Source organism: Herbiconiux liukaitaii, assembly GCF_041927495.1.
Lineage (GTDB): Bacteria > Actinomycetota > Actinomycetes > Actinomycetales > Microbacteriaceae > Herbiconiux > Herbiconiux liukaitaii.
On sequence record NZ_JBHFHG010000002.1, the window covers coordinates 552,912 to 577,540 of the forward strand.

General features: G+C 69.4%; 25 protein-coding genes. 3 read left to right on the top strand and 22 right to left on the bottom strand.

The features are described 5' to 3' along the window. Positions 1 to 59: 59 nt before the first annotated feature. The 12 genes from ACEXQC_RS03150 to ACEXQC_RS03205 form a co-directional block, all read right to left on the bottom strand. Positions 60 to 500 (bottom strand): type II 3-dehydroquinate dehydratase, encoded by a 441-nt coding sequence (locus ACEXQC_RS03150; RefSeq protein ID WP_374818269.1) that lies wholly within the window; start codon positions 498 to 500, stop codon positions 60 to 62. Between the two features lie 10 nt (positions 501 to 510). Next, the gene (gene aroB / locus ACEXQC_RS03155; protein WP_374818271.1) at positions 511 to 1,593 is read right to left on the bottom strand and encodes a 3-dehydroquinate synthase; all 1,083 of its coding nucleotides are present in this window, start codon (positions 1,591 to 1,593) and stop codon (positions 511 to 513) included. Then, positions 1,590 to 2,156 carry a shikimate kinase gene (locus ACEXQC_RS03160; protein WP_374818273.1) on the bottom strand — a complete coding sequence of 189 codons (567 nt, stop codon included), beginning with the start codon at positions 2,154 to 2,156 and terminating at the stop codon, positions 1,590 to 1,592. The genes aroB and ACEXQC_RS03160 overlap by 4 nt, the downstream gene beginning before the upstream one ends. Beyond that, the gene (gene aroC, locus ACEXQC_RS03165) at positions 2,153 to 3,352 is read right to left on the bottom strand and encodes a chorismate synthase (RefSeq protein ID WP_374818275.1); all 1,200 of its coding nucleotides are present in this window, start codon (positions 3,350 to 3,352) and stop codon (positions 2,153 to 2,155) included. Before aroC ends, ACEXQC_RS03160 begins: the two co-directional genes overlap by 4 nt. Positions 3,353 to 3,388: 36 nt before the next feature. Beyond that, entirely contained in the window at positions 3,389 to 4,282 is an 894-nt protein-coding gene (locus tag ACEXQC_RS03170; protein ID WP_374818277.1) for a shikimate dehydrogenase, read from the bottom strand. Positions 4,283 to 4,290: 8 nt separating this feature from the next. Beyond that, on the bottom strand, positions 4,291 to 5,439 hold the full coding sequence (gene mltG / locus ACEXQC_RS03175; protein WP_374818279.1) for an endolytic transglycosylase MltG: 1,149 nt from the start codon (positions 5,437 to 5,439) through the stop codon (positions 4,291 to 4,293). 91 nt (positions 5,440 to 5,530) lie between these two features. After that, complete coding sequence (gene ruvX / locus ACEXQC_RS03180; protein ID WP_374818281.1) at positions 5,531 to 6,025, bottom strand: Holliday junction resolvase RuvX; 495 nt, start codon at positions 6,023 to 6,025, stop codon at positions 5,531 to 5,533. 3 nt (positions 6,026 to 6,028) lie between these two features. Continuing rightward, positions 6,029 to 8,710 carry an alanine--tRNA ligase gene (gene alaS, locus ACEXQC_RS03185; protein WP_374818283.1) on the bottom strand — a complete coding sequence of 894 codons (2,682 nt, stop codon included), beginning with the start codon at positions 8,708 to 8,710 and terminating at the stop codon, positions 6,029 to 6,031. A gap of 15 nt (positions 8,711 to 8,725) precedes the next feature. Further along, entirely contained in the window at positions 8,726 to 8,920 is a 195-nt protein-coding gene (locus ACEXQC_RS03190; RefSeq protein WP_374818285.1) for a hypothetical protein, read from the bottom strand. Positions 8,921 to 8,983: 63 nt separating this feature from the next. After that, positions 8,984 to 9,340: a DUF948 domain-containing protein gene (locus ACEXQC_RS03195; protein WP_374818287.1), complete on the bottom strand. Its 357-nt coding sequence runs from the start codon at positions 9,338 to 9,340 to the stop codon at positions 8,984 to 8,986. A gap of 96 nt (positions 9,341 to 9,436) precedes the next feature. Then, the gene (gene rpsD, locus ACEXQC_RS03200) at positions 9,437 to 10,066 is read right to left on the bottom strand and encodes a 30S ribosomal protein S4 (protein ID WP_374818289.1); all 630 of its coding nucleotides are present in this window, start codon (positions 10,064 to 10,066) and stop codon (positions 9,437 to 9,439) included. 193 nt (positions 10,067 to 10,259) lie between these two features. After that, positions 10,260 to 11,609: a replication-associated recombination protein A gene (locus tag ACEXQC_RS03205; RefSeq protein ID WP_374818291.1), complete on the bottom strand. Its 1,350-nt coding sequence runs from the start codon at positions 11,607 to 11,609 to the stop codon at positions 10,260 to 10,262. Positions 11,610 to 11,681: 72 nt separating this feature from the next. Between ACEXQC_RS03205 and ACEXQC_RS03210 the strand changes: the two genes are divergently transcribed. The 3 genes from ACEXQC_RS03210 (at position 11,682) to ACEXQC_RS03220 (ending at position 14,493) form a co-directional block, all read left to right on the top strand. Then, positions 11,682 to 12,476 carry a peptidylprolyl isomerase gene (locus ACEXQC_RS03210; RefSeq protein ID WP_374818293.1) on the top strand — a complete coding sequence of 265 codons (795 nt, stop codon included), beginning with the start codon at positions 11,682 to 11,684 and terminating at the stop codon, positions 12,474 to 12,476. Between the two features lie 83 nt (positions 12,477 to 12,559). Continuing rightward, the gene (locus ACEXQC_RS03215) at positions 12,560 to 13,789 is read left to right on the top strand and encodes a DUF349 domain-containing protein (RefSeq protein WP_374818295.1); all 1,230 of its coding nucleotides are present in this window, start codon (positions 12,560 to 12,562) and stop codon (positions 13,787 to 13,789) included. Positions 13,790 to 13,893: 104 nt separating this feature from the next. Beyond that, complete coding sequence (locus ACEXQC_RS03220) at positions 13,894 to 14,493, top strand: type IV toxin-antitoxin system AbiEi family antitoxin (RefSeq protein WP_374818297.1); 600 nt, start codon at positions 13,894 to 13,896, stop codon at positions 14,491 to 14,493. Here the strand turns inward: ACEXQC_RS03220 and ACEXQC_RS03225 are convergent. The 10 genes from ACEXQC_RS03225 to pdxS all read right to left on the bottom strand — a co-directional run bounded on the left by ACEXQC_RS03225 (position 14,480) and on the right by pdxS (position 24,624). Continuing rightward, a complete protein-coding gene (locus tag ACEXQC_RS03225; RefSeq protein ID WP_374818299.1) occupies positions 14,480 to 16,735 on the bottom strand; it encodes a RelA/SpoT family protein in 2,256 nt (751 codons plus the stop codon). The two genes, ACEXQC_RS03220 and ACEXQC_RS03225, sit on opposite strands and share 14 nt — an antisense overlap. Positions 16,736 to 16,770: 35 nt before the next feature. Then, the gene (gene secF / locus ACEXQC_RS03230) at positions 16,771 to 17,772 is read right to left on the bottom strand and encodes a protein translocase subunit SecF (protein ID WP_374818300.1); all 1,002 of its coding nucleotides are present in this window, start codon (positions 17,770 to 17,772) and stop codon (positions 16,771 to 16,773) included. Then, positions 17,772 to 19,493 carry a protein translocase subunit SecD gene (gene secD / locus ACEXQC_RS03235; RefSeq protein WP_374818302.1) on the bottom strand — a complete coding sequence of 574 codons (1,722 nt, stop codon included), beginning with the start codon at positions 19,491 to 19,493 and terminating at the stop codon, positions 17,772 to 17,774. Before secD ends, secF begins: the two co-directional genes overlap by 1 nt. Before the next feature lie 71 nt (positions 19,494 to 19,564). Continuing rightward, on the bottom strand, positions 19,565 to 19,909 hold the full coding sequence (yajC, locus tag ACEXQC_RS03240) for a preprotein translocase subunit YajC (RefSeq protein ID WP_374818304.1): 345 nt from the start codon (positions 19,907 to 19,909) through the stop codon (positions 19,565 to 19,567). Positions 19,910 to 20,014: 105 nt separating this feature from the next. Continuing rightward, on the bottom strand, positions 20,015 to 21,052 hold the full coding sequence (gene ruvB, locus ACEXQC_RS03245; RefSeq protein WP_374818306.1) for a Holliday junction branch migration DNA helicase RuvB: 1,038 nt from the start codon (positions 21,050 to 21,052) through the stop codon (positions 20,015 to 20,017). After that, positions 21,049 to 21,678: a Holliday junction branch migration protein RuvA gene (gene ruvA, locus ACEXQC_RS03250; protein WP_374818308.1), complete on the bottom strand. Its 630-nt coding sequence runs from the start codon at positions 21,676 to 21,678 to the stop codon at positions 21,049 to 21,051. Before ruvA ends, ruvB begins: the two co-directional genes overlap by 4 nt. Continuing rightward, the gene (ruvC, locus tag ACEXQC_RS03255; RefSeq protein ID WP_374818311.1) at positions 21,675 to 22,283 is read right to left on the bottom strand and encodes a crossover junction endodeoxyribonuclease RuvC; all 609 of its coding nucleotides are present in this window, start codon (positions 22,281 to 22,283) and stop codon (positions 21,675 to 21,677) included. The genes ruvA and ruvC overlap by 4 nt, the downstream gene beginning before the upstream one ends. A 14-nt stretch (positions 22,284 to 22,297) precedes the next feature. Then, positions 22,298 to 23,056: a YebC/PmpR family DNA-binding transcriptional regulator gene (locus tag ACEXQC_RS03260; protein WP_374818313.1), complete on the bottom strand. Its 759-nt coding sequence runs from the start codon at positions 23,054 to 23,056 to the stop codon at positions 22,298 to 22,300. 46 nt (positions 23,057 to 23,102) lie between these two features. After that, positions 23,103 to 23,735 (bottom strand): pyridoxal 5'-phosphate synthase glutaminase subunit PdxT, encoded by a 633-nt coding sequence (gene pdxT, locus ACEXQC_RS03265; RefSeq protein WP_374818315.1) that lies wholly within the window; start codon positions 23,733 to 23,735, stop codon positions 23,103 to 23,105. Beyond that, entirely contained in the window at positions 23,725 to 24,624 is a 900-nt protein-coding gene (gene pdxS / locus ACEXQC_RS03270; RefSeq protein WP_374818317.1) for a pyridoxal 5'-phosphate synthase lyase subunit PdxS, read from the bottom strand. The genes pdxT and pdxS overlap by 11 nt, the downstream gene beginning before the upstream one ends. Between the last annotated feature and the right edge of the window lie 5 nt (positions 24,625 to 24,629).

The window sequence follows — 24,629 nt, forward strand, 5'->3', positions numbered from 1 at the left end:
TGATCCGTTTCGAAGTATGTGGGGTGACCGGCTGATCGGTCCTGCACGAGTGTAGCGGTTCAGCCTTCGGGCGAGAGGAGAGCCACCAGCGCCAGGCGGTACGAGCCGAACCCGAAGCCCGCGATGACCCCGGTGGCGACGCCGGAGATCACGCTCGTGTGCCGGAAGGTCTCGCGGGCGTGCGGGTTGGAGATGTGCACCTCGATGAGGGGCACTCCCGCCTTGGTCACGAGCGCCGCCGCGTCGCGCAGCCCGTAGGAGTAGTGCGTGAACGCGGCGGGGTTGAGGATGACGGGGGTCGAGGTGTCGACGGCCTCGTAGAGCCACGAGATGAGCTCGGCCTCGTCGTTGGTCTGCCGCACGTCGATCTCGACGCGCCCCGCGGCCTGCTCGACCAGGAGGGCCTCGAGCGCCCCGAGATCCTGCGAGCCGTAGACGTCGGGCTCGCGACTGCCGAGCCGGCCGAGATTGGGGCCGTTCAGGACGAGGACGGATGACATCGGATTCTCCCTAGGACGCGATCTCTTGGTAGGCGGTGAAGAGCATCGAGGAGTCGGGACCCTGCAGCACCGTCGGCCGGGCGAGCTCGTCGAGCACGATGAACCGCAGCATGCTGCCGCGGGCCTTCTTGTCGCGCTGCATCGTGGCGAGCAGGGTGGGCCAGCGACCGGCCGGGTACTCGGTGGGCAGGGTGAGCGAGGTCAGAATGCGCCGGTGCCTGTCGACCACCTCGTCCGAGAGCGAACCGGTGAGCCGACCGAGCTCGGCCGCGAACATCATGCCCACGGCCACCGCGGCCCCGTGCCGCCACTGGTAGCGCTCGGCGTGCTCGATGGCGTGGCCGAGGGTGTGCCCGTAGTTGAGGATCTCGCGGAGGCCCGCCTCCTTGAAGTCGCTCGAGACGACCCTCGCCTTGACGGCGATCGAGAGCTCGACGATCCGCCGGAACTCCTCGGTCGAGGGATCGGTCGCCCGCTCCAGGTCGGCCTCGATGATGTCGAGGATCTCGGGCTCGGCGATGAAGCCGCACTTCACGACCTCGCCGAAGCCGGCCAGGATCTCGTTGCGCGGCAGACCCTCGAGCTGATCGAGGTCGGCCACCACGAGGCTCGGAGCGTAGAAGGCACCCACGAGGTTCTTGCCCTCGTTGGTGTTGATGCCCGTCTTGCCGCCCACGGCCGCATCCACCATGCCGAGGAGCGTGGTGGGCGCCTGCACGAGCGTGACGCCGCGCAGCCAGGTGGCAGCCACGAAGCCGGCCAGGTCGGTCACAGCGCCGCCGCCGAAGCCGATCACGGCATCGGTGCGGGTGAAGTCGGCCTGCCCCATGACCTGCCAGCAGAACGACGCGACCTCCACGCGCTTGCCCGCCTCGGCATCCGGGATCTCGGCGAGCAGCACGTCGAACCGCCCGAGGCCGAGCAGCGACTCGCGGAGCGCGGCCGCCCTGGCTCCGAGGGTGGGCGGGTGCACGATGAGCACCTTCTGCACGCTCGGCGCGAGACCCTCGGCCACGCGGTCGAGGATGCCGCGGCCCACGATCACGTCGTAGGCGTCGACACCCGTCACGGGGATGGTGGTGACGTCGGTCATGATGCGGTCTCCCGGGAAGCGGATGGTGAGGCGGAGGCGGAGGCGGATGCGGATGGCGAGGCGGATGTGCTGGTGCTGAGGCGCCCGCGGGCCCACTCGGCGAGCTCGGCGGCGATCTGGTCGGTGGGGCGGTCGCTCGTGTCGGCGACGTGATCGGCGAGGCTCTCGTAGAGCTCGCGGCGCTTCTCGTGGAGCGCGAGCCACGAGGCGAGGTCGGGCACGAGCGGTCGCTTGCCGTTGCCGAGCCGGGACTCGACCGCGTGCGGCTGCACCGTGAGAAGCACCACGGGGAGCTCGGCGATGTCACGCCTCGTGTCGGGATCGAGCACGGCGCCGCCGCCGAACGACACCACGGCGTCGGTGCCGAGCGCCTTCACCACCTCTGCCCGTTCGAGCGCCCGGAAGTGCCCCTCGCCGTGCGTGGCGAAGATCTCCGGGATCGGGCCGTGGGAGGCGACGATGAGCTTGTCGGTGTCGACGAAGGGCACGCCGAGCAGCCGCGCCACGCGCTTGCCGATGCGGGTCTTGCCTGCGGCGGGAGGGCCGATCAGCACGACCGTCATGCGCGCGCGATGCCGGTGCGGAGCGCCTCGGGGATGGCGGCGAGGTACGACTCGAGGTTGCGCCGGGTCTCCCCCACCGAATCGCCGCCGAACTTCTCGAGCACCGCGTTGGCGAGCACGAGTGCCGTCATCGCCTCGGCGACCACGCCGGACGCCGGAACGGCGCAGACGTCGGAGCGCTGGTGGTGCGCTGCGGCGTCCTCCCCCGTGGCGACGTCGATGGTGTGCAGCGCGTGCGGCACGGTGGCGATGGGCTTCATGCCAGCGCGCACCCGCAGCACGGTGCCGGTCGACATGCCGCCCTCGGTGCCCCCGGCACGATCGGTGGAGCGGGTGATCTCGTCACCCTCGCGGTACAGCTCGTCGTGCGCGGCCGAACCGCGGCGGCGGGTGGTCTCGAAGCCGTCGCCCACCTCCACGCCCTTGATGGCCTGGATGCCCATGAGGGCGGCCGCGAGCTGCGAGTCGAGCCGGCGGTCCCAGTGCACGTGCGATCCGAGCCCGGGCGGCAGGCCGTAGGCGAGCACCTCGACGACACCGCCGAGGGTGTCGCCCTCCTTGCGGGCGTCGTCGATCTCGGCCACCATGAGCGCGCTCGTGGCGGCGTCCCAGCAGCGCACCGGATCGGCGTCGAGTGCATCGACGTCGGTGGGCACGGGCAGCGGGCTGCCCTCGGGCACCCGCACAGGGCCGATCGCGAGGGTGTGGCTCACGAGGGTGATGCCGAGCTCGCCGAGGAACCTGCGGGCGATGGCGCCGAGCGCCACTCGCGCCGCCGTCTCACGGGCGCTGGCACGCTCGAGGATGGGGCGCGCCTCGTCGAAGTCGTACTTCTGCATGCCCACGAGGTCGGCGTGGCCGGGGCGCGGGCGCGTGAGGGGGGCGCTGCGGCCCCTCCCGGGGAGTTCCTCCTCCGGAGCCTCGACACCCATGACCTCGGTCCACTTCGGCCACTCCGTGTTGCCGATGCGCACCGCCACGGGGCTGCCGAGGGTGCGGCCGTGCACGACGCCGCCCGACATCGCGAGCTCGTCCTGCTCGAACTTCATGCGCGCACCACGACCGTAGCCGAGCTTGCGGCGGGCCAGATCGGCTCGCAGATCGGAGAGGGAGACGGGGATGCCGGAGGGGAGTCCTTCGACGATCGCGATGAGTTCTTGACCGTGGGACTCGCCGGCGGTGAGCCAACGGAGCATAGTTAAGATCTTCCCACAGTCGTGGAACGCTCCCCGTCAGTCCGAACCCACCGCCGCGAGCAGCTCGGCGGTGATGGAGTCCTCGTTGGCTAGGGGGAGGAGGGGGTCGGCGTTGGTGAAGATGCGGATTTGGGCGACGGCCTGGTGGGCGAGCATGGACAGGCCGGAGACGGGTGTGCCGCCTCCCGACGACCAGACGGCCGCGAGTTCGCTGGGCCACGGGTGGTAGGCCACGTCGAGGAGGGTTGAGGAGGATGCCGCGGCTACGCCCTCGAAGAAGGCACCTGCGCCCACTCCGCCCGGCAGGGTGCTGATGGTGAGGTCGGGCTCGAGAGTGGCCACGGCAGGATCGGTGAGAGCCAGCACCGTCGAGGTGAGACCCGCGGCTCGTGCGGACTCCACCACGTCGGCCGCCTTCGACGGGGTGCGCAGCACGATGTCGACGTGCTCGGCGCCGAGCTGCGCGGCGGCCACCACGGCCGATCGGGCTGTCGCTCCCCCGCCCACCACGAGTGCGTGCGTCGACCGCTCCACCCCCGCCCTGCGCAGGGCCTCCGTGATGCCGTAGACGTCGGTGTTGAAGCCGCTCAGCCGTCGCGCACCGCCCGAATGCTCGACCAGCACGGTGTTCACCGCCCCGGTGGCCGTGGCCACCGCATCCACCTCGTCGAGCAGTGGGATGACCGTCTCCTTGAGCGGCATCGTGAGCGAGAGCCCGCGCCAGCCGTCGTCGAGCCCGGCCACGAACGCCGCCAGCTCCTCCGAGGCGACCTCCACGGCGTCGTACCGCCACGGCAGCCCGAGCGCGCTGTACGCCGTGCGGTGCAGCAGCGGTGACCTCGAGTGCCCGATGGGCGACCCGAGCACCGCGAGACGCTGCGCTCCCGACGCGCAGGACGCCGGCGAGAAGGATGCCGCGGGGTCCGTCATCCGCTCGCCTACTCGATCTCGGGGTGCGCCGCCCACCACTCCTGCAGTCGCACCACCGCGGCGTCGTGCTCCTCGACGGTCTCGGAGAACACGGTCTCACCGGTGTCGAGGTCGACGGTCACGAAGAAGTACCACGGGCCGGGGGCCGGGTTGAGCGCCGCGTTGATGGCGTCGTCACCGGGGTTGGCGATGGGGCCGGCCGGCAGCCCTGGATACAGGTAGGTGTTCCAGATGTTCGACGGATCCTCGCGCTCGGCCTGCGTGGTCTCCACGCGGCTGTGGCCGGCTCCGTAGGCGATCGTGGCGTCGGACTCCATGTTCCAGCCCGCGTCGAGGCGGTTCTGGAAAACACGGGCGACCTTCGCCATGTCCTCGACGCTGCCCGCCTCCTTCTGGATGAGCGCCGCGAACGAGAGCACGCGCAGTCGGTTCTCCGGGGCCACCCCTGCCGCGTCGAGCGACTGGAAGGTGCGGTCGACCATGGTCTTGATCATCGACTCGGGGGTGTCCCCCGGCTCGAACGTGTAGGTGGCGGGGAACAGGAAGCCCTCGATGCTCGGAGCCTCGGCGGGCACACCGAGCGCGGTGTAGTTGGCGCCCACCGCCTGGAACTGCTCGATCGGCAGCCCGGTGACGTCGGCCAGCTCCTGGTAGATGCCCGCGGCGCTCGATCCCTCGGGGATCGTGACGGTGTTGTCGACCTTGTTCGCAGGGTCGAGCAGCGCGTCGAGAGCCGAGCGCGCGCTCATCTGCTCCGCGAGCTTGAAGGTGCCGGGGTTGAACACGGGCTCGGGGCTCGTGCCGAGCAGCTCCTGGTAGAAGGCGGAGGAGCTCTTCACGACACCGGCAGCGGCCAGGTTGTCGCCGATGGTCTCGCCGCCGTCGCCCGAGTTGATGACGAACATCACCTCTCCGGTGCCCGCCCCCTCGTAGTCCTCGACCTCGCTGCCGGCGAGGACGGATTCGATCTGCGAGCCGAAGGTGTTCCAGACGTACACACCGCCCCCCACGAGCAGTCCCACCGCCACGATGGTGAAGATGAGACCGCCGATCCAGCGCCTCGGCTTCCTGGCGGGCCCGCCCGCTCCGCCGCCGGCGACCCGGCCTCCTCGCCGACCGCCTCCCGCAACCTGTGGTGCCCGTGAGGCGTCCGCCATCCGCGCGTCTCTGCGGGATCGGGGCGCACCCTGCGGCTTCTCCGGCTCTCGGAAGAACTCGGCGAACGGGTGGTCTTCTGGTGGCTGTCGGTCAGTCACTGCCTTTTCCTTGACTCGGGTGGAGGAGGATACCCGGGGGTTTCCCCGAGGCTCGCTCACTGTCTAGGGCATGCTGCACGAGTATAACCGCGGCAACCTGATCGATCACGGGGCGCGAGGTGCGGGTGTTGCGACCGCTGCGGTGCAGGGCGGCCTGCGCGGAGACCGTGCTCAAGCGCTCATCGATCATGCGCACGGGCCGGCCGGCGCCGTCGGATGCGGCCTCGTCGTCGGCGAGGCGGGCCGCGAAGCCCTTCGCGTCCTGCGTCGAGGCGGTCTCGCCGCCGCTCATCGCGAGCGGGAGCCCCACCACGTACTCGAACGCGTCGAGCTCCTCCGCGATCGCGCGGATCCGGCGCAGGTCAGAGCCGTCGTCGGCTCGCGGCACGGTCTCCACCGGCGTCGCCAGCATGCCGTGCAGGTCGGTGCGCGCCACACCGATGCGGGCCTTGCCCACATCGATGCCGATCCGCACGCCCACTCGCATGCGCTACCCGGCGACCGCGTTCGAGACGGCCTCGAGGGCCGCGCCGATCGCCTGCGTGTCGGTGCCGCCGCCCTGGGCGAGGTCGTCCTTGCCGCCGCCACCGCCACCGAGAACACCGGAGGCGAGTTTGGCCAGTGCGCCGGCCTTGGCGCCTGCGGCCCTGGCGGCGGGGGTCGTGGCCACGATCACCACGGGCTTGCCACCGGCCACGGCGGCGAGAGCCACCACGGCAGAGTCGGTGCCCGAGGTGGTCAGCGCCTCCCGCACTCCCGTGGCGAGCTGCCGCAGCTCGTCGGCGGAGCGCAGCTCACCCACGTGCTCGGCCACCAGGGTGGTGGAGCCGGCAGGGCGTGCCGTGGCCGCGAGGGCGGGGATGCGTGTGGCGAGGGCGCCGGCCTCGAAGGCCGCGATGCGCTTCTCCGCCGCCTTGAGGTTGGCGCTCAGATCGGCGATGCGCGCGGCGAGCTCGTCGCGCGGCGCCTTGAGCGAGGAGGTGAGCTGCGAGACGAGGGCGCGCTCGGCGGCGAACTCCCGGAACGCCTCGAGACCCACGAGCGCCTCGACACGGCGGTTCGTCGATCCGATCGACGACTCCCCCTGCAGGTTGATCATGCCGATCTGCGCACTCGAGGCCACATGGGTGCCCGCGCACAGCTCGCGTGACCAGGGGCCGCCGATGTCGACCATGCGCACGACGTCGCCGTACTTCTCGCCGAAGAGCGCCATCGCGCCCATCGAGCGCGCCTCGTCGATGGGCAGTTCGCGCGTCACGACCTCGAGATCCGAGCGGATGGCGATGTTCGCCTTCTCCTCGATCTCGGTGCGGGTCTCGGCCGAGAGCGGCTGGTTCCACGAGAAGTCGAGCCGCATGTAGCCGGCCTTGTTGTACGAACCGGCCTGGTGAGCCTCGTCTCCGAGGGTCTCACGGAGCGCGGCGTGGATGAGGTGGGTGGCCGAGTGCGCCTGGGTGGCCCCCCGGCGCCAGTCGCGGTCCACCACGGTGCGAGCCGTGTCGCCCACGGCGATCTGCCCGCTCGTGACCTCGGCGCGGTGGCTGATGAGCCCCTTGACGGGCTTCTGCACGTCGAGCACGGTGAGCTCGAAGCCGTCGCCCACGATCGTCCCCGCGTCGGCCTCCTGGCCGCCTGACTCGGCGTAGAGCGCGGTCTCGGCCACGATCACCTCCACCTGCTCGCCCGCCACGGCGCTCGTGACCGAGACGCCGTCGAGGATGAGGCCGAGCACGGAGGCCTCGGCCTCGAGCTCGTCGTAGCCGCGGAAGACCGTCTCGCCGAGGGCGCGGAACTGGCTGTAGACGGTGAGGTCGGTGATGCCGAGCTTCTTCGCCTTCGCATCGGCCTTGGCGCGCTGCTTCTGCTCGGCCATGAGCGACTCGAAGGCCACCCGGTCGACCGTGATGCCCGACTCCTCGGCGATCTCGAGCGTGAGGTCGATGGGGAACCCGTAGGTGTCGTGCAGCAGGAAGGCGGTGTCACCGGGCAGCTGAGCCGCGGTCTCCGCCTTCGCGGAGTCATCCTTGAGCGTCGCCACGGCGAGGTCGAGGATGGCCGTGCCACCGGTGAGGGTGCGGAGGAACGATTCCTCCTCGGCGTAGGCGCCGCGCGAGATGCGGGCGTAGTCGGCCTCGACCTCGGGGTAGGCGGCCTTCATGGCGTCGCGCGAGGCCGTGAGGAGCTCGGGCATGGTGGCGGTGTCGACCCCGAGCAGGCGCATCGAGCGCACCGTGCGGCGGAGCAGTCGGCGGAGGATGTAGCCGCGACCCTCGTTGGAGGGCGTCACGCCGTCGCTCATGAGCATGAGGGCGCTCCGCACGTGGTCGGCGACCACACGCATCCGCACGTCGTCGTCGTGGTCGGCGCCGTAGCGACGACCGGAGATCTCGGCGGCCCGATCGAGCACGGGGCGCACCTGGTCGATCTCGTAGAGATTCTCGACACCCTGCTTGAGGAACGCCACGCGCTCGAGGCCCATGCCCGTGTCGATGTTCTTGCGGGGAAGCTCGCCCAGGATCTCGAACTCGGTCTTCGAGGTGCCCTCGCCACGCAGGTACTGCATGAACACGAGGTTCCAGATCTCGATGTACCGGTTCTCGTCGGCGGCGGGGCCGCCCTCGAGGCCGTAGGCCGGGCCGCGGTCGAAGTAGATCTCGGAGCACGGGCCGGCGGGGCCCGGCTGCCCGGTGGACCAGTAGTTGTCCTCTTTGCCGAAGCGCTGGATGCGGGAGTCGGGCACCCCGGCCACGCGCTTCCAGATGTCGATCGCCTCGTCGTCGTCCTCGTAGACGGTGACCCACAGGTCGCGCTCCGCCATTCCGAGTCCGCCATCGGACTCCGGCGTGGTGAGCAGCTCCCAGGCGTACCCGATGGCGCCTTCCTTGAAGTAGTCGCCGAACGAGAAGTTGCCGTTCATCTGGAAGAACGTGCCGTGCCTCGTGGTCTTGCCGACCTCTTCGATGTCGAGGGTGCGGATGCACTTCTGCACGCTCGTGGCGCGCGGGTACGGCGCGGGCACGAGGCCCGAGAGGTACGGGATGAACGGCACCATGCCGGCCACGGTGAAGAGCAGCGACGGGTCGTCGGAGACGAGCGACGCGGAGGGCACGACGGTGTGCCCCCGATCGCCGAAGAAGGTCAGCCAGCGGGAGCGGATGTCAGCGGTCTGCATTGAGTGGAGTCGCCCCTACTTGGCGTCGGAGATGGCGGCGCGGAGCTCGGCCTCGCGCTCGCGGTAGCCGTCGACGAGCGAGTCGCCGAACTCCTTCGTGCGCTGGTCGAGGTCCTTAAAGAACTGCTTGCCGCTCTTCGTCTGGTTGAACTGGTGGGCGGCCAGGAAGCCGAGGCCGATGCCGGCGATCAGCCACAGGATCTTCTTCATGTCGTTCTCCTCGTGCGAGTGGGGTGCGGAAAGCCTCAGGCCAGCTTAGCCGCGATGGGTCTGTCAGCCCTTGGGGCGGAGGCCGATGAGAGCTGTGCGCACGGCGGCGCTGAAGCCGGCGAGCTTGATGAGCGGGCCGCCCACGGAGGCGGCGAAGAGCGCCACGAGCGACGAGACGTTGCCGGTGACCTCCTCCACGTTCTTCGTGATGGTGTCGACCCGCGCGAGCTGCCGGTTCGCCTCCTGCACGGTCACGGTGGACTCGGCGAGGATCGGCGTGATGCCGTCGCTCACGTCCTTGATCGAGTCGCGGGTCTGGTCGAACACTCCCCCGAGCTTGATGAGAGGGATGGCGATGAGGCCCACGAGCACGGCGAACACGCCCGCTGCGATGAGGCCGGCGATGTCTCCACCAGTCATTGTGGGAGCCCTTCAGGTCGTCGAGTATCGGAGGCCGATGATGCAGAAAGCGGGCCACCCGTGGGTGACCCGCTCTCCAGTATGCCGTGTCCGGTGTTAGCGGGCGGCGTAGTACTCCACCACGAGCTGCACTTCGCAGGTCACGGGGACCTCGGCGCGCTTGGGGCGACGCTCGAGGCGTGCCTGCAGCTTGTCGAGCTCGACCGAGAGGTAGCCGGGGGTCTTCGGCAGGAGGTCGATGTGACCACCGGCAGCGGCGACCTGGAACGGCTCGGTGCCCTCGGAGCGGGTCTTGACGTGGATGGTCTGGCCCGGCTTCACGCGGAAGGAGGGACGGTCGACCAGCTGGCCGTCGACCAGGATGTGACGGTGCACGACCATCTGACGGGCCTGGGCGGTGGTGCGGGCGAAGCCGGCGCGGAGGATCAGGGCGTCGAGGCGCATCTCGAGGAGCTCGACCAGGTTCTCACCGGTCAGACCCTTCGCCTTGCGGGCCTCTTCGAAGGCGATCTTCAGCTGCTTCTCGCGGATGCCGTACTGGGCACGCAGGCGCTGCTTCTCGCGCAGACGCACAGCGTAGTCGCTGTCCTGCTTGCGCTTGGTGCGGCCGTGCTCACCGGGAGCGTATGGGCGCTTCTCGAGGTACTTGGCCGCCTTCGGGGTGAGGGGGATGCCGAGTGCCCGCGAGAGGCGGGTCTTGCTGCGCGTACGCGACTTGGTAGCCACTTACGTCCTTTCGTAGAAGTTCTTACAAGATGGATGCGCGCCGGAGCGCGCGTGTGAATCCACAGGATTCCAAGTAAGAGGGATGTCGCCGGGCGGTTCGGCTAAAGAACACGATCCCGTCATCAAGGTCGATCGGCAGCCGCTCCGAAGTGACGCTGATTAGGCGAATGCAAGATTAGCACAGCGGATGCCCTCATCCAGGCGTTCCCCGCGTGATGTCGCGGAGTTTCTGCAGTCGCGCCGAGACCTCCCGCTCGTGCCCGTGGTCGGTTGGGGTGTAGTAGGTCGTGCCCGCCAGTTCATCGGGCAGGTACTGCTGCCTCACCACTCCCACGTCGCTGTCGTGCGGGTACTTGTAGCCCTTGCCGTGGCCGAGCCGCTTGGCGCCGGCGTAGTGGGCATCGCGCAGGTGCTTGGGCACGCGGCCGAAGTTGCCCGCCTTCACGTCGGCGATGGCGGCATTGATGCCCATGTAGGAGGCGTTCGATTTGGGTGCGGTGGCCAGGTAGACGACAGCTTCGGCGAGCGGGATGCGCCCTTCGGGCATGCCGATCATCTGCACGGCCTCCGCGGCGGCGACGGCGATCGGCAGCGCCTGCGGATCGGCGATCCCAATGTCTTCCGACGCGAGGATGATGACGCGACGGCAGATGAACCGCGGATCCTCCCCCGCCTCGAACATGCGCGCCAGGTAGTGCAGCGAGGCGTCGACGTCGGAGCCGCGCACCGACTTGATGAAGGCGCTGATGACGTCGTAGTGTTCGTCGCCGTTGCGGTCGTAACGGAGCAGCGCGCGGTCGACTGACTGCTCGAGGATCGCCCCCGTGATGAGCGGCACCTCGTCGGCGTCGTCTTCGGCGACCCCCGCGCGGGCCGTGGCCGCGGAGGCCTCGAGGGCGGTGAGGGCACGGCGGGCATCACCCGACGCCATGCGGATGATGGCGGCGCGCGCCTCGGGGTCGAGGGCGACCCTGTCGTTCAGGCCGCGCGCATCCGTGACCGCCCTGTCGATGAGCACGCCGAGGTCATCGTCGGTGAGCTGCTCGAGCGTGAGCAGGAGGGAGCGCGAGAGCAGTGGCGAGATCACCGAGAACGACGGGTTCTCGGTGGTGGCGGCTACGAGGATGACCCAGCCGTTCTCGACGCCGGGCAGGAGGGCGTCCTGCTGCGCCTTGGTGAAGCGGTGGATCTCGTCGAGGAAGAGCACGGTGGAGAGGCCGTAGAGGTCGCGGTTGCGGAACGCCTCCTCCATGACCTGCCTCACGTCTTTGACACCGGCGGTGACGGCCGAGAGCTCCACGAACTTGCGGCCAGAGGAATGGGCGATGGCCTGGGCCAGCGTGGTCTTGCCCGTGCCTGGCGGGCCCCAGAGGATGACGGAGACCGATCCGCTCGCTCCCCCGGTGTCGGAGGCGAGGTTGACGAGCGGGGAACCGGGCCGCAGGAGGTGCTTCTGACCGGCCACCTCGTCGAGACTGCGTGGTCGCATGCGGACAGCGAGCGGGACTGCCCCGGAGTGGAGTCCCGGTTGCTGATGAGCCATACGTCTAGGGTACTGTGATGGGCCGACACGGCCCGGCGTACCGGCAGTCGGCAGAGCACATCAGGAGGACCCGTGGCACCGAAGAACCAGGATCGCGCCGCTCGTGAGGCGCGCACGCGGCTGCGGGACTACCAGGCACGTCAGCAGGCGCATTCCGAGCGGATCGGGCGTCGCACTCGCGACAACATCATCGCGGCCGTCATGGTCGTGCTGCTGATCGCCGGTGTCACGGCTGCGCAGATCTTCTACTTCAGCGGAGGCCCCGGCGCTCCCGTGGCGTCCTCCACACCGACCCCCGGCGCCACCGATCCCGCCGCCGCGGAGGGTGAGAACACCGGCGACGTGCCGCCCTCCACCGTCGCGGAGGACCGCACCTGGACGGGCACGATGACCATCGATGGCGTGCCCCTCGGCATCGAGCTCGACGGGGCAGCGGCACCCCAGGCCGTCTCCGCCTTCGTGACGCAGGCGCAGTCCGACTTCTTCACCGACACGAGCTGCCACCGCCTCACCACGAGCGGCATCTTCGTGCTGCAGTGCGGCGACCCGACCGGCACGGGCACGGGTGGCCCCGGATACAACTACGGCCCCGTCGAGAACGCTCCCGCCGACGACCTCTACCCGGCAGGAACCCTCGCCATGGCCCGCCAGGGCGGCAACGGCAGCAGCATGGGCAGCCAGTTCTTCATCGTCTACGACGACTCGACCATCCCCTCGGATGCAGCGGGCGGCTACACCGTGCTCGGCACCGTCACGAGTGGCCTCGACGCTCTCACGACCGGCGTGATCGACCAGGGCACCGCCGACGGCGCGGCCGACGGCAAGCCCGCCGCTCCCGCCGTCATCGAGAGCGTGACCGTGCAGTAGCGGCAGGGCCGCACTCGAAAGCCCGCCACGCCGTGCAATAGGCTGGTGCCCGTGCTCCAGACATCGTCGACAGGAATGACTCCGTGACCGTTAGTGAACAGCAACCGTGGGGTCGAGTCGACGACGACGGCTCCGTCTACGTCCGTGAGGCCGAGGGTGAGCGACTCGTCGGTCAGTACCCCGATGGCACGACGGAGGAGGCGCTCGCCTACTTCGAGCGCAAGTTCACCGACCTCGCCGGTCAGGTGACCCTGCTCGAGCAGCGTGCCAAGCGCGGTGCTCCCGCCGCCGACATCGCGAAGGCCCTCAAGTCGATCAGCGCCGCGGTGGAGTCGGCCAACGCCGTCGGCGACCTCGCCGCGCTCAGGACACGCCTCGAGGCCCTCTCCTCCACCGTGTCGGAGATCACCGAGAAGCAGTCGGCGGAGGCGCAGGCCGAGGTGGCGCAGGCCATCGTCGACCGCACCGAGATCGTGGTCGAGATCGAGGCCCTCGCGGGGCACGATCCCGCGAAGGCGCAGTGGAAGACGGTGACGTCGAAGATCGACGAGCTGTTCGGCCGCTGGCAGAAGCACCAGCAGGACGGCCCGCGCATCCCGCGCTCGGAGGCCCAGGAGCTGTGGAAGCGCTTCCGCGAGGCCCGCACCTCGCTCGAGACCCAGCGCAAGGCGTTCTTCTCCGAGCTCGACCAGGTGCACCGCGACGCTCGCACGCGCAAGCAGGCACTCGTGGAGCGCGCGGAGGCTCTCGAGTCCCGCGGCAGCGACGGCATCACCGCCTACCGCGACCTGCTCACGGAGTGGAAGGCCACCGGGCGAGCAGGCAAGAAGTACGACGACGCGCTCTGGGACAGGTTCAAGGCCGCCGGCGACGTGCTCTACTCGGCCCGCAGCGAGGTCGTCGCGCGCGACGAGGGCGAGTTCGGCGAGAACCTCACGCAGAAGCTCGCGCTGCTCGACGAGGCGGAGCCCCTGCTCACCGAGACCGACCGCACGAAGGCCCGTGAGGCCCTCACCTCGATCCAGCGGCGCTGGGACGAGATCGGCAAGGTCCCCCGCGACCAGGTGAAGCCGGTCGAGGATCGCCTGCGCAAGGTGGAGGCCGCCGTGCGCAAGCTCGACGAGGACCACTGGCAGCGCAACAACCCCGAGAAGAAGGCGCGGTCGGAAGGCCTGGCCTCGCAGCTCACCGGGGCGATCGAGAAGCTCCAGCGCGAGATCGACGACGCGAAGACCGCGGGCGACACCCGCAAGGTCAAGGAGCTGCAGGAAGCGCTCGACGCCAGGAAGGTCTGGCTCGACGCCCTCGGCTAGCGCCTGATCACGGGAGGCTGTGCACAGACCGCACACTGCCTCGCGTTCTCCACAGATGACCGCCGGATGCCGGCCGCGCACGTCGCGGCCGGCATCCTTCGTTCATGCCCCCTCCCCCCGCCCTGCCGTTCGTGCTCGATGCACGCTCCCTCCCCGCCGTGGAACTCGCCGCCGCTCGGCTCGACGGTGCCGTGCGCCGGCTCGGAGACGCGTTCCTCCCCCTCGACGTGCGCGAGACGCCCGCGCTCCGAGCGGCCACGATCGCGCACCTCGTGCCACCGGGCCTCGTGCTGGAACGGCGGTCGGCCGCCTGGCTGCTGGGGGCGGATCCGCAGTTCTCGTTGCCGCTGCAGCTGTGCGTGCCCTCCACGAGACGCATCGGCTATCAGCGCGCGGCGGAGCACGTGGTGCGCCAGGTGAGAGTCGGCGAGGCCGAGTGCGTCGGGATCGGCGGGCTCACGACCACGGGCCCCGAGCGCACGGCTCTGGACCTCGTGCGCTGGGAGGCCGTCTTCGACCGTGCGGCGGCCATGGCGGTGTCGACCCTGCTGCTGGCGGCCGAGGCCACGCCCGACGACGCCATCCGGAGGCTCGGCTGTACTCCGCACCTGCCGCACAAGCACCGGGCGCTCGACCGCCTCCGCTCGCTGCAGCAGCTGCCGACGCTCGAGCGGTACCGGGAGGCCTGTGTCAGCCGCCGGTGACGCGGTAGACGTCGTAGACGGCGTCGATGCGGCGCACGGCGTTGAGCACGCGGTCGAGGTGGGTGGTGTCGCCCATCTCGAACACGAAGCGGCTGATGGCGAGCCGGTCGGTCGAGGTGCTCACCGAGGCGCTCAGGATGTTGACGTGGTGCTCCGAGAGCACCCGTGTGACATCGCTCAGCAGGCCGGAGCGGTCGAGCGCCTCCACCTGGATCTGCACGAGGAAGAGGCTCTTCGACGAGGGCGCCCACTCCACGTCGATCATGCGCTCCGGCTCGTTGAGCAGAGACGCCACGTTGTGGCAGTCCGACTGGTGCACCGAGACGCCGGAGCCGCGGGTCACGAAGCCCACGATGTCGTCGCCGGGCACGGGCGTGCAGCACTTGGCGAGCTTCACGAGGATGTCGGGGGCGCCGCGCACGAGCACGCCGGAGTCGCTGTGGGTGACCCGCGGGCGGTTGCCCACGAACACGTCGAGATCCGAGTCCTCGCTCTCGACCTCGGTCTGCAGCGACGCGAGCACCTTCTCGATCACCGACTGGGTCGAGATGTGACCCTCGCCGATGGCCGCGTAGAGACCGGAGACGTTGTCGTAGTGCAGCTGCGAGGCCACATCCGCGATCGAGTCCTGGTTCATGAGCTTCTGCAGCGGCAGGTTCTGCTTGCGCATGGCCCGCGCGATGGCGTCGCGGCCCTGCTCGATGGCCTCGTCGCGGCGCTCCTTGGTGAACCATTGGCGGATCTTGTTGCGCGCCCTCGGGCTCTGCACGAAGCTGAGCCAGTCCTGCGACGGCCCCGAATCGGGGTTCTTGGAGGTGAAGACCTCCACCACGTCGCCAGAGCCCAAGGTGGAGTCGAGCGGCACGAGCCGGCCGTTGACCTTCGCGCCCATCGTGCGATGGCCCACCTCGGTGTGCACGGCGTACGCGAAGTCCACGGGGGTCGCGCCCGCGGGCAGGCCCACGACCTTGCCCTTCGGGGTGAACACGTAGACCTCTTTGGCGCCGATCTCGAAGCGCAGCGAGTCGAGGAACTCGCCGGGGTCGACCGTCTCGGCCTGCCAGTCCGAGATTCGGGCGAGCCACGCCATGTCGGTGTCGGAGGAAGCGGCGGGAGCGGGCGTGGCCTTGCCGCCGTTCACGCGCTCCTTGTACTTCCAGTGCGCCGCCACGCCGAACTCGGCGCGCTGGTGCATCTCGTTGGTGCGGATCTGGATCTCGACGGGGCGACCGCCCGGCCCGATCACCGTGGTGTGCAGTGACTGGTACAGGTTGAACTTGGGCGTGGCGATGTAGTCCTTGAACCGCCCGGGGATCGGGTTCCACCTGGCGTGGATCGAACCCAGCACGGCGTAGCAGTCGCGCACGGTGTTGACGAGCACGCGGATGCCCACGAGGTCGTAGATCTCGTCGAACTCGCGGCCGCGCACGATCATCTTCTGGTAGATCGAGTAGTACTGCTTGGGCCGACCGGCCACCTTGCCGCGGATCTTGCCCGACTTGAGGTCGTCGTTCACCGCATCGATGACCGCCTGCACGTACTCCTCGCGCTGCGGAGTGCGTTGGCGCACGAGGTTCTCGATCTCGACGTAGAGCTTGGGGTAGAGCACGGCGAACGAGAGGTCCTCGAGCTCCCACTTGATCGACTGGATGCCCAGCCGGTGTGCGAGCGGCGCGTAGATCTCGAGGGTCTCCTTGGCCTTCCGCTGCGCGGACTCGGCCGGCACGAAGCCCCAGGTGCGCGCGTTGTGCAGGCGGTCGCAGAGCTTGATGATGAGCACGCGGATGTCGCGCGACATCGCCACGATCATCTTGCGCACCGTCTCGGCCTGCGCGCTGTCGCCGTACTTGACCTTGTCGAGCTTCGTGACGCCGTCGACGAGCATCGCCACCTCGTCGCCGAAGTCGTGGCGCAGCATGTCGAGCGAGTACTCGGTGTCCTCGACCGTGTCGTGCAGCAGGGCTGCCGCGACGGCCTTCGAGCCGAGCCCGAGCTCGGCGAGGATCTGCGCCACGGCCACGGGATGCGTGATGTACGGCTCGCCGCTGCGGCGCTTCTGCCCGTCGTGGGCGCGCTCGGCGGCGGCGTACGCGCGCTCGAGCACCGTGAGGTCGGCCTTCGGGTGGTTGGCCCGCACGGTCTTGATCAGGGTGTCGACCGCACCGGCCGGCTGCGCCCGCGAGAACAGACGCGGGACCAGTCGCCGGAGTGTGGCGGTGGACGTCGTGGTGGGTTCCGTCATCTCAGGCCTCCACCACGATTATCCCCCACCGCCGACTACGCCGAGACCGAGGCCTTCGCGGCGCGCTCGCGGTCCTTGAGCACCGCGGCGTCGTGCCGCTTGATCTTGGCCTCGCCCTGGCGGAACTGCACATAGAGCGGAGCCGCCACGAAGATCGTGGAGTACGTGCCCACGATCATGCCGATGAGCAGCGCGAGCGAGATGTCGCGCAGGGTCGACGCACCGAGCACGAACGATCCGATGATGAGGATCGACGCCACGGGCAGAGCGGCCACCACCGAGGTGTTGATGGAGCGCACGAGGGTCTGGTTCACCGCGAGGTTGACCGTCTCCGCGAAGGTCCGCGTGCCGCCCTCCCCGAGGTTCGTCGTGTTCTCGCGGATCTTGTCGAACACCACGACGGTGTCGTAGAGCGAGTAGCCGAGGATCGTGAGCAGTCCGATCACCGCGGCGGGGGTGATCTCGAGCCCCGTGATGCCGAAGACGCCCGCAGTGATGACGAGGTCGTGCACCAGCGCCACGAGGGCTGCCGCCGCCATCTTCCAGGTGCGGAAGTAGATGGCCATGAAGATGGCCACGAGCACGAGGAAGATCACGAGGCCGCGGATGGCCTGCGCGGTGATGTCGGCACCCCACGTGGCGCCGATGAACGACACCGTCACATCCGAAGCCGGCACGTCGTAGGCGGTGGCGAGAGCCTCCTGCACCTCGGTGGCCGTTGCGTCGTCGAGCTCGTCGGTCTGCACGCGCACGGCGTCCTGGCCGATCGTGCTCACACGCGCCGCACCGCCGGGAGCGACCTCCTCGATGACGTCGCTCGCGAGCGTCTGGTCGAGGGTGGAGACCTGCGAGACGGTGAACTCGGATCCACCGCGGAACTCGATGCCGAACTCGAACCCGCCGCGCACGAACGGGCCCACGATCGCGATGAGCACGAGCACGGCCGAGATGAGGTACCAGAGCTTGCGGCGGCCGATGAACTCGACCGATCGCTTGCCGGTGTAGAGGTCGTTTCCGAATTGGGAGAAGCTGGCCATCAGGAGTTCTTCCCCTCATCGGTCTTCGTGGGTGTCGAGGTGGTTCGAGGCCCGTCGAGCTCGGCGGCCTTGCGCTCGGCGATCGTCTGCCGTTTGACGGCCTCGCGGGTCGACGAGCCCTTCTTGTCGGCCTTGATGGCGGCCGTGGGCTCGCGGAACTGCGCACGACCCCGGTAGACCGCGCCGAGAGCACGAGGGTCGAGACCGCTCAGCTTGTGACCGTCGCGGAAGAATGGGCGCTCGGCCAGGAGGGTGACGAGCGGGTGCGTGAACATGATGACCACGATGATGTCGACGATCGTGGTGAGACCGAGCGTGAAGGCGAAGCCTCGCACGTTGCCGATCGCGAGCACGTAGAGCACGGCGGCGGCGAGGAAGTTCACGGCGTCGGAGGCGGTGATCGTGCGGAGTGCACGACGCCATCCTGCCTGCACCGAAGAGGTGAGGGCCTTGCCGTCTCGCAGTTCGTCTCGTATTCGTTCGAAGTAGACGATGAACGAGTCGGCGGTGATACCGATCGCCACGATCAGACCGGCCACACCCGCGAGCGAGAGCCGGAAGTCGATGCGCCAGGACATCAGGGTCACGAGGAGGTAGGTCATGGCGAAGGCCACGACGAGCGAGGCGATCGTGACCGTGCCGAGTGCCCGGTACTGGATGAGCGAGTAGATGATCACGAGGATCAGGCCGATCGCACCCGCGATAAGGCCGGACAGCAGCTGGGTCGAGCCCAGCGTGGCCGAGATGCGCTCGGACGACTCCGTGTTGAAGCCGATGGGCAGCGCACCGAACTTGAGCTGGTCGGCGAGGGCCTTCGCGGAGTCCTGGGTGAACGATCCGGAGATCTGCGCCCGGCCGTCGGTGAACGCGCCGCCCGTGGTGGGGGCCGTGATGACCCGGCCGTCGAGCACGATGGCGAACTGGTTCTGCACACCCGTGAGCCCGAAGAGGCGCGTGGTGACGTCGGCGAACTTCTGCGTGCCCTCGTCGTTGAACGTGAGGTCGACCACCCAGCTGCCCGTGGAGGCGCCGTTCTGCGTGGTGCCCACACCGCTCGTGGCATCGGCGATGTCGGAGCCCTCGATCTCGACCGGGCCGAGGAGGTACTTCACGCCGTTGTCGTCGCACGTCACGAGGGGCTGGTCGGCCGGAGCCTGGCCCGCGTCGTCGGCCTCGGCCGAGTTGCAGTCGAAGCTGTCGAACTGGGCCTGCAGCGCCGGGGTCACCCAGGCGAGGTCGCTCGCGTTGGTGGGGCTGGCCGTCGGTGTGGTCGACAGTGCCGGGTCTGGCGTGGCGCCAGGACTCGACGTCGTGGCGGAGGGAGTGGAGACGCCGGCGAGCAGCACCGGGCGGAAGTCGAGCTTGGCCGACGACTCGATGCGGTCGAGCGTCTCCTGGTCGGGCTGGCCCGGGATGGAGACGATGACGTTGCGGGCGCCCTGCGTGGTGACCTCGGCCTCGGAGACACCACTGGCGTCGACGCGCTGGCGGATGATCGCCACGGCCTGGTCGAGCTGCTCGGCCGAGACCTCGTCACCCGACTCGAGCTGCGGGGTCAGGATGATCTGCGTGCCGCCCTCGAGGTCGAGGGCGAGCTTCGGGGTCCATGTGGCGTCACTCCAGAGCGCACCACCTGCGATCGTTCCGATCAGGACCGCGAAGATCACGGCTAGCCAGACAAGCGTCTTCCACGCCTTTTTGACGGCGGTAGATTGTGCCACCTCGGTTACTCAGCTTTCTGTACCGCTCGTGCCTCGTCGCGGAGAGCGTGGATGGTGGGGGGACGAGAAGGTTACTCGTCGCCCTTCTTGTCGGACGGGTCGGCGGGCTTGGAGATGTCGAGCTTCGGCTCCGCGTCGTCGGAGTGGTCGATGACCTCCTGTGAGGGAGCGATCGGGGAGGGCGAGACCACGCGGGTGACCGTCTGGCGGTGCACCTTGAGGACGGTGCCCGGGGTGGTCTCGAGGAGCACCTGGTTCTCCTCCTCGTCCATCTCGAGGATGGTGCCGTAGAGACCGAAGTTGGTCATCACCTCGGCACCCACGGCCACCTGGTCCTGCAGCTCACGGGCCTGGGCCTGACGCTTGCGGCTGTTGCGGAACATGAAGATCACCAGCACGGCCAGAACGGCCAGCATGATGATTGTCAACGCATCGAATTCCATGAAGCAGGGGCCTTCCAGAGGGGTGAGGGGAGGTGGTCGGAGTTCATCCTAGGGGTGACTCCTGTGGACCAGATTGAATTATAGGTCATCGCCGAACAGCACGTCCGCGCGGCGGGCCATTCCGAAGTGGGCCCAGCCGGCCTTCGTGGCCACCCGTCCGCGCGGGGTTCGGGTGAGCAGCCCGATGCGCACGAGGAAGGGTTCGACGACCGCCTCGATGGTCTCCGCCTCCTCGCCCACGGAGACCGCGAGCGTGTTGAGCCCCACGGGCCCCCCGTCGAATCGCTCGAGGATGATGCCCATGACGGCACGGTCGAGCCTGTCGAGACCGAGCTCGTCGACGTCGTAGAGCAGCAGGGCCGCCCTCACGGCCTCGAGCGTGGCACCGGTGCCCGTCACGAGGGCGTAGTCGCGCACGCGGCGGAGCAGGCGGTTCGCGATGCGCGGCGTGCCTCGCGAGCGCGAGGCGATCTCGCCGAGCGACTCCTCGCCGATCTCGACCGAGAGCATGTCGGCGGCGCGGTGCAGCACGCGCACGAGCTCGGCCGTCTCGTAGAACTCGAGGTGCGCCGTGAACCCGAAGCGGTCGCGCAGCGGATTCGGCAGCAGGCCGGCGCGCGTCGTGGCGCCCACGAGGGTGAAGGGGGCGAGGTCGAGCGGGATGCTCGTGGCCCCGGCACCCTTGCCCACCATGATGTCGATGCGGAAGTCCTCCATGGCGAGGTAGAGCATCTCCTCGGCCGAGCGCGCCATGCGGTGGATCTCGTCGATGAAGAGCACCTCGCCGGGCACGAGCGACGAGAGCACGGCGGCGAGGTCTCCCGCGTGCTGGATGGCCGGACCGCTCGTGAGTCGGAGCGGCCTTCCGCTCTCGTACGCCACGATCATGGCGAGGGTGGTCTTGCCGAGGCCGGGAGGGCCGGCGAGCAGGATGTGGTCGGGGGTGCGGTTCTGCATCGCGGCGGCGTCGAGCAGCAGCTGCAGCTGCCCCCTGACCTTCCGCTGACCCACGAACTCGCCGAGCGACTTGGGCCGCAGCGCCCCCTCGAAGGCGACCTCGGAGTCGGACTCGACCTCCGGGCTCACCGGGCTGTCGTCCTGGAACGCCGGGGTCATCGGGAGTCACCCGTCTTGGGCGCCGGCCCGAGCAGCGCGAGTGCGAGCCGGAGCAGGCTCTGCACGTTGGCGGCGTCCTCGGGCGAGGCGGTGTCAAGGGCCTCCTCCACAGCGGACGACGCGTTGCGCTCTGGCCAGCCGAGGCCCACGAGGGCGCGCTCCACGTTGCCGCGCACGTGCGGAGGCGGCGCATCCGGAGCACTGGGCGCCGCGGTGCCGCCCTGGTGCGCCAGGACCTTGCCCGTGAGCTGCAGCACGATGAGCTTGGCGGTCTTCGGGCCGATGCCGGAGACCTTGCGGAAGGCCGCGTCGTCCTCCCTGGCCACCGCGAGGGCCACGTCGGAGGGAGCGAGCTCGGAGAGCACACCGAGCGCCGACTTCGGGCCCACGCCCGTGACGCCGGTGAGCAGCGTGAAGATCTCGAGCGAGTCCTGATCGGGGAAGCCGTAGAGCGAGAGGCTGTCCTCCCGCACGATGAGCGAGGTGAGCACCGTGGTATCGCTGCCGACCCGCAGCACGAGTGCGTGCCTGGCGGTGACGGCCACGGCGAAGCCCACTCCCCCGACGTCGATCACGGCGGTTCCGCCTGCCACGGAGAGGACGGTTCCGCGGAGCGCACTGATCATCGGGCCAGCCTATGCGCCGCCGAGCGCCTGGCCGTCCCTTGCTCCGCGGCGCGCCACGCCTGCTGGGCAGCGGTCAGCCCCGAGGTGCCAGGTGTGGCCCCCGAAGGCTTCGCCCCGGCCGCCGAGGTGCCGAGCGGCACGCGCCACGCGTGGCAGATCGCCAGCGCGAGGGCGTCGGCCGCATCCGCGGGCTTGGGGATGCTCTCGAGCCTGAGCACCTTCGCCACCATGGTGCCCACCTGCTTCTTGTCGGCCTGCCCGTAGCCCGTGATGGCGGCCTTGACCTCGGAGGGCGTGTGCAGCCCCACCGGAAGGGATCGCCTGGCGGCGGCGAGCAGCGCGATGCCGCTCACCTGCGCGGTGCCCATGACGGTGCGCACGTTGTGCTGCGCGAACACCCGCTCCACCGCCACGCTGTGCGGGAGGAACTCCTCGATCGCCGCCTCGATGCCCGTGGAGACGATGAGCAGTCGCTCGGCGAGCGGCATGTCGGGCGGCGTCTGGATGACCGACACGTGCACGAGCGTGGCCGTGCGGGTGGCGGTGACGTCGACGATGCCCACACCGCAGCGGGTCAGGCCGGGATCGATGCCCAGCACCCGCATCGGGCCTCCCCCGCTCAGTCGTTCTCGAGTTCGGCCTGCACCTCGGCCGTGACGTCGAGGTTGGTGTAGACGTTCTGCACGTCGTCGGAGTCCTCGAGCGCGTCGATGAGCTTGAAGACCTTGCGGGCGGTCTCGGCGTCGGCCTCCACCTGCAGGCTCGCCACGAACTCCACGTCGGCGGAGTCGTAGTCGATCCCCGCCTCCTGCAGAGCCGTGCGCGTGGCGACCATGTGCGAGGGATCGGTGACGATCTCGAACGACTCCGCGCGATCGGTGACCTCCTCGGCGCCCGCGTCGAGCACGGCGAGCAGCACGTCGTCCTCGGACAGTCCGTCGGCGTGAGCCACGGTGATGACGCCCTTGCGGTTGAAGTTGTAGGCCACGCTGCCCGGGTCGGCCATGGTGCCGCCGTTGCGGGTCATGGCCGTGCGCACGTCGGCGGCCGCACGGTTCTTGTTGTCGGTGAGGCACTCCACCAGCAGGGCGATGCCGTTCGGGCCGTAGGCCTCGTAGATGATCGTCGTGTACTCGATCGACTCACCGGTGAGACCGGCGCCGCGCTTGATGGCGCGGTCGATGTTGTCGTTCGGCACCGAGGTCTTCTTGGCCTTCTGCACCGCGTCCACGAGCGTGGGGTTGCCGGCCATGTCGGCGCCGCCGATCTTCGCGGCCACCTCGATGTTCTTGATCAGCTTGGCGAACGACTTGGCACGGCGCGAGTCGATGATCGCCTTCTTGTGCTTGGTGGTCGCCCATTTAGAGTGTCCGGACACGAAAATCTCCTTCAGGAATCAGGGACGAGTCTACGCGACGGCGTGCTCAGCGGCCGGAGGCCCGCGCCGAGACCCGGTCGAGGAAGTACTGGTGGAAGCGGTAGTCGGCGGTCATCTCGGGGTGGAACGAGGTGCCGATGAGGTTGCCCTGCTCGACCGCCACCACGGTGCCGTCGTCGAGCCGGGCGAGGGCCGTGGCCTTCTCCCCCAGCTCGGCCACCACGGGTGCCCGGATGAACACGGCGTGCATCGGCTGCCCGCCGAGCACCGGCACGTCGAGGTCGGCCTCGAACGACTCGGTCTGCGCCCCGAAGGCATTGCGGCGCACGGCCACGTCGAGACCGCCGAAGCTCTGCTGGCCGCGGATGCCGTCGACGAGGCGGTCGGCGAGCATGATGAGCCCCGCGCAGGTGCCGTAGACCGGCATGCCCTCGGCGATGCGCTGCTGCACGGCCTCGGCCACGCCGAACGTGCGCGAGAGCTTGTCGATCACGCTCGACTCGCCACCGGGGATGACGAGGCCCGAGACGGCCAGCGCCTCCTCGGGCCGTCTGACCGTCACCACATCGGCGCCGAGCCGCGTGAGCACGGCGACGTGCTCGCGGAAGTCGCCCTGCAGGGCGAGAACTCCGACAGGCTGCCCGGACGCGCGCGTGCTCGTGCCCGCACTACCAGCCACGCTCGGCGAGGCGGTGCGGTGCGGGCACGTCGGCGACGTTGATGCCCACCATGGCCTCGCCGAGACCGCGCGAGACCTCCGCGATCACCGACGGGTCGTCGAAGAAGGTCGTGGCCTTGACCACGGCGGCCGCACGCTTCTCGGGGTTGCCCGACTTGAAGATGCCCGAGCCCACGAACACGCCGTCGGCACCGAGCTGCATCATCATGGCGGCATCGGCCGGGGTGGCCACGCCGCCCGCGGTGAAGAGCACGACGGGCAGCTTGCCGGTCTCGGCCACCTCGACCACGAGGTCGTATGGCGCCTGCAGCTCCTTGGCCGCCACGTACAGCTCGTCTTTCGACATCGAGCTGAGACGCGCGATCTCCTGCTTGATGGTGCGGATGTGCTTCGTGGCCTCGGAGACGTCGCCCGTGCCGGCCTCGCCCTTCGAGCGGATCATGGCCGCGCCCTCGTTGATGCGACGGAGCGCCTCGCCGAGGTTGGTGGCACCGCAGACGAAGGGGATGGTGAAGTCCCACTTGTCGATGTGGTTGACGTAGTCGGCCGGGCTCAGCACCTCGGACTCGTCGATGTAGTCGACGTTGAGAGCCTGCAGCACCTGGGCCTCGACGAAGTGCCCGATGCGGGCCTTCGCCATGACGGGGATGGAGACCTCGGCGATGATGGCCTCGATGAGGTCGGGGTCGCTCATGCGGGCCACGCCGCCCTGCGAACGGATGTCGGCGGGCACGCGCTCGAGGGCCATCACGGCCACCGCACCGGCGTCTTCGGCGATGCGCGCCTGCTCGGCGGTCACCACGTCCATGATCACCCCGCCCTTCAGCATCTCCGCCAGTCCGCGCTTGACGCGGCTGGACCCGAACTCGTGGGTTGTGCTCTCGCTCATCATGT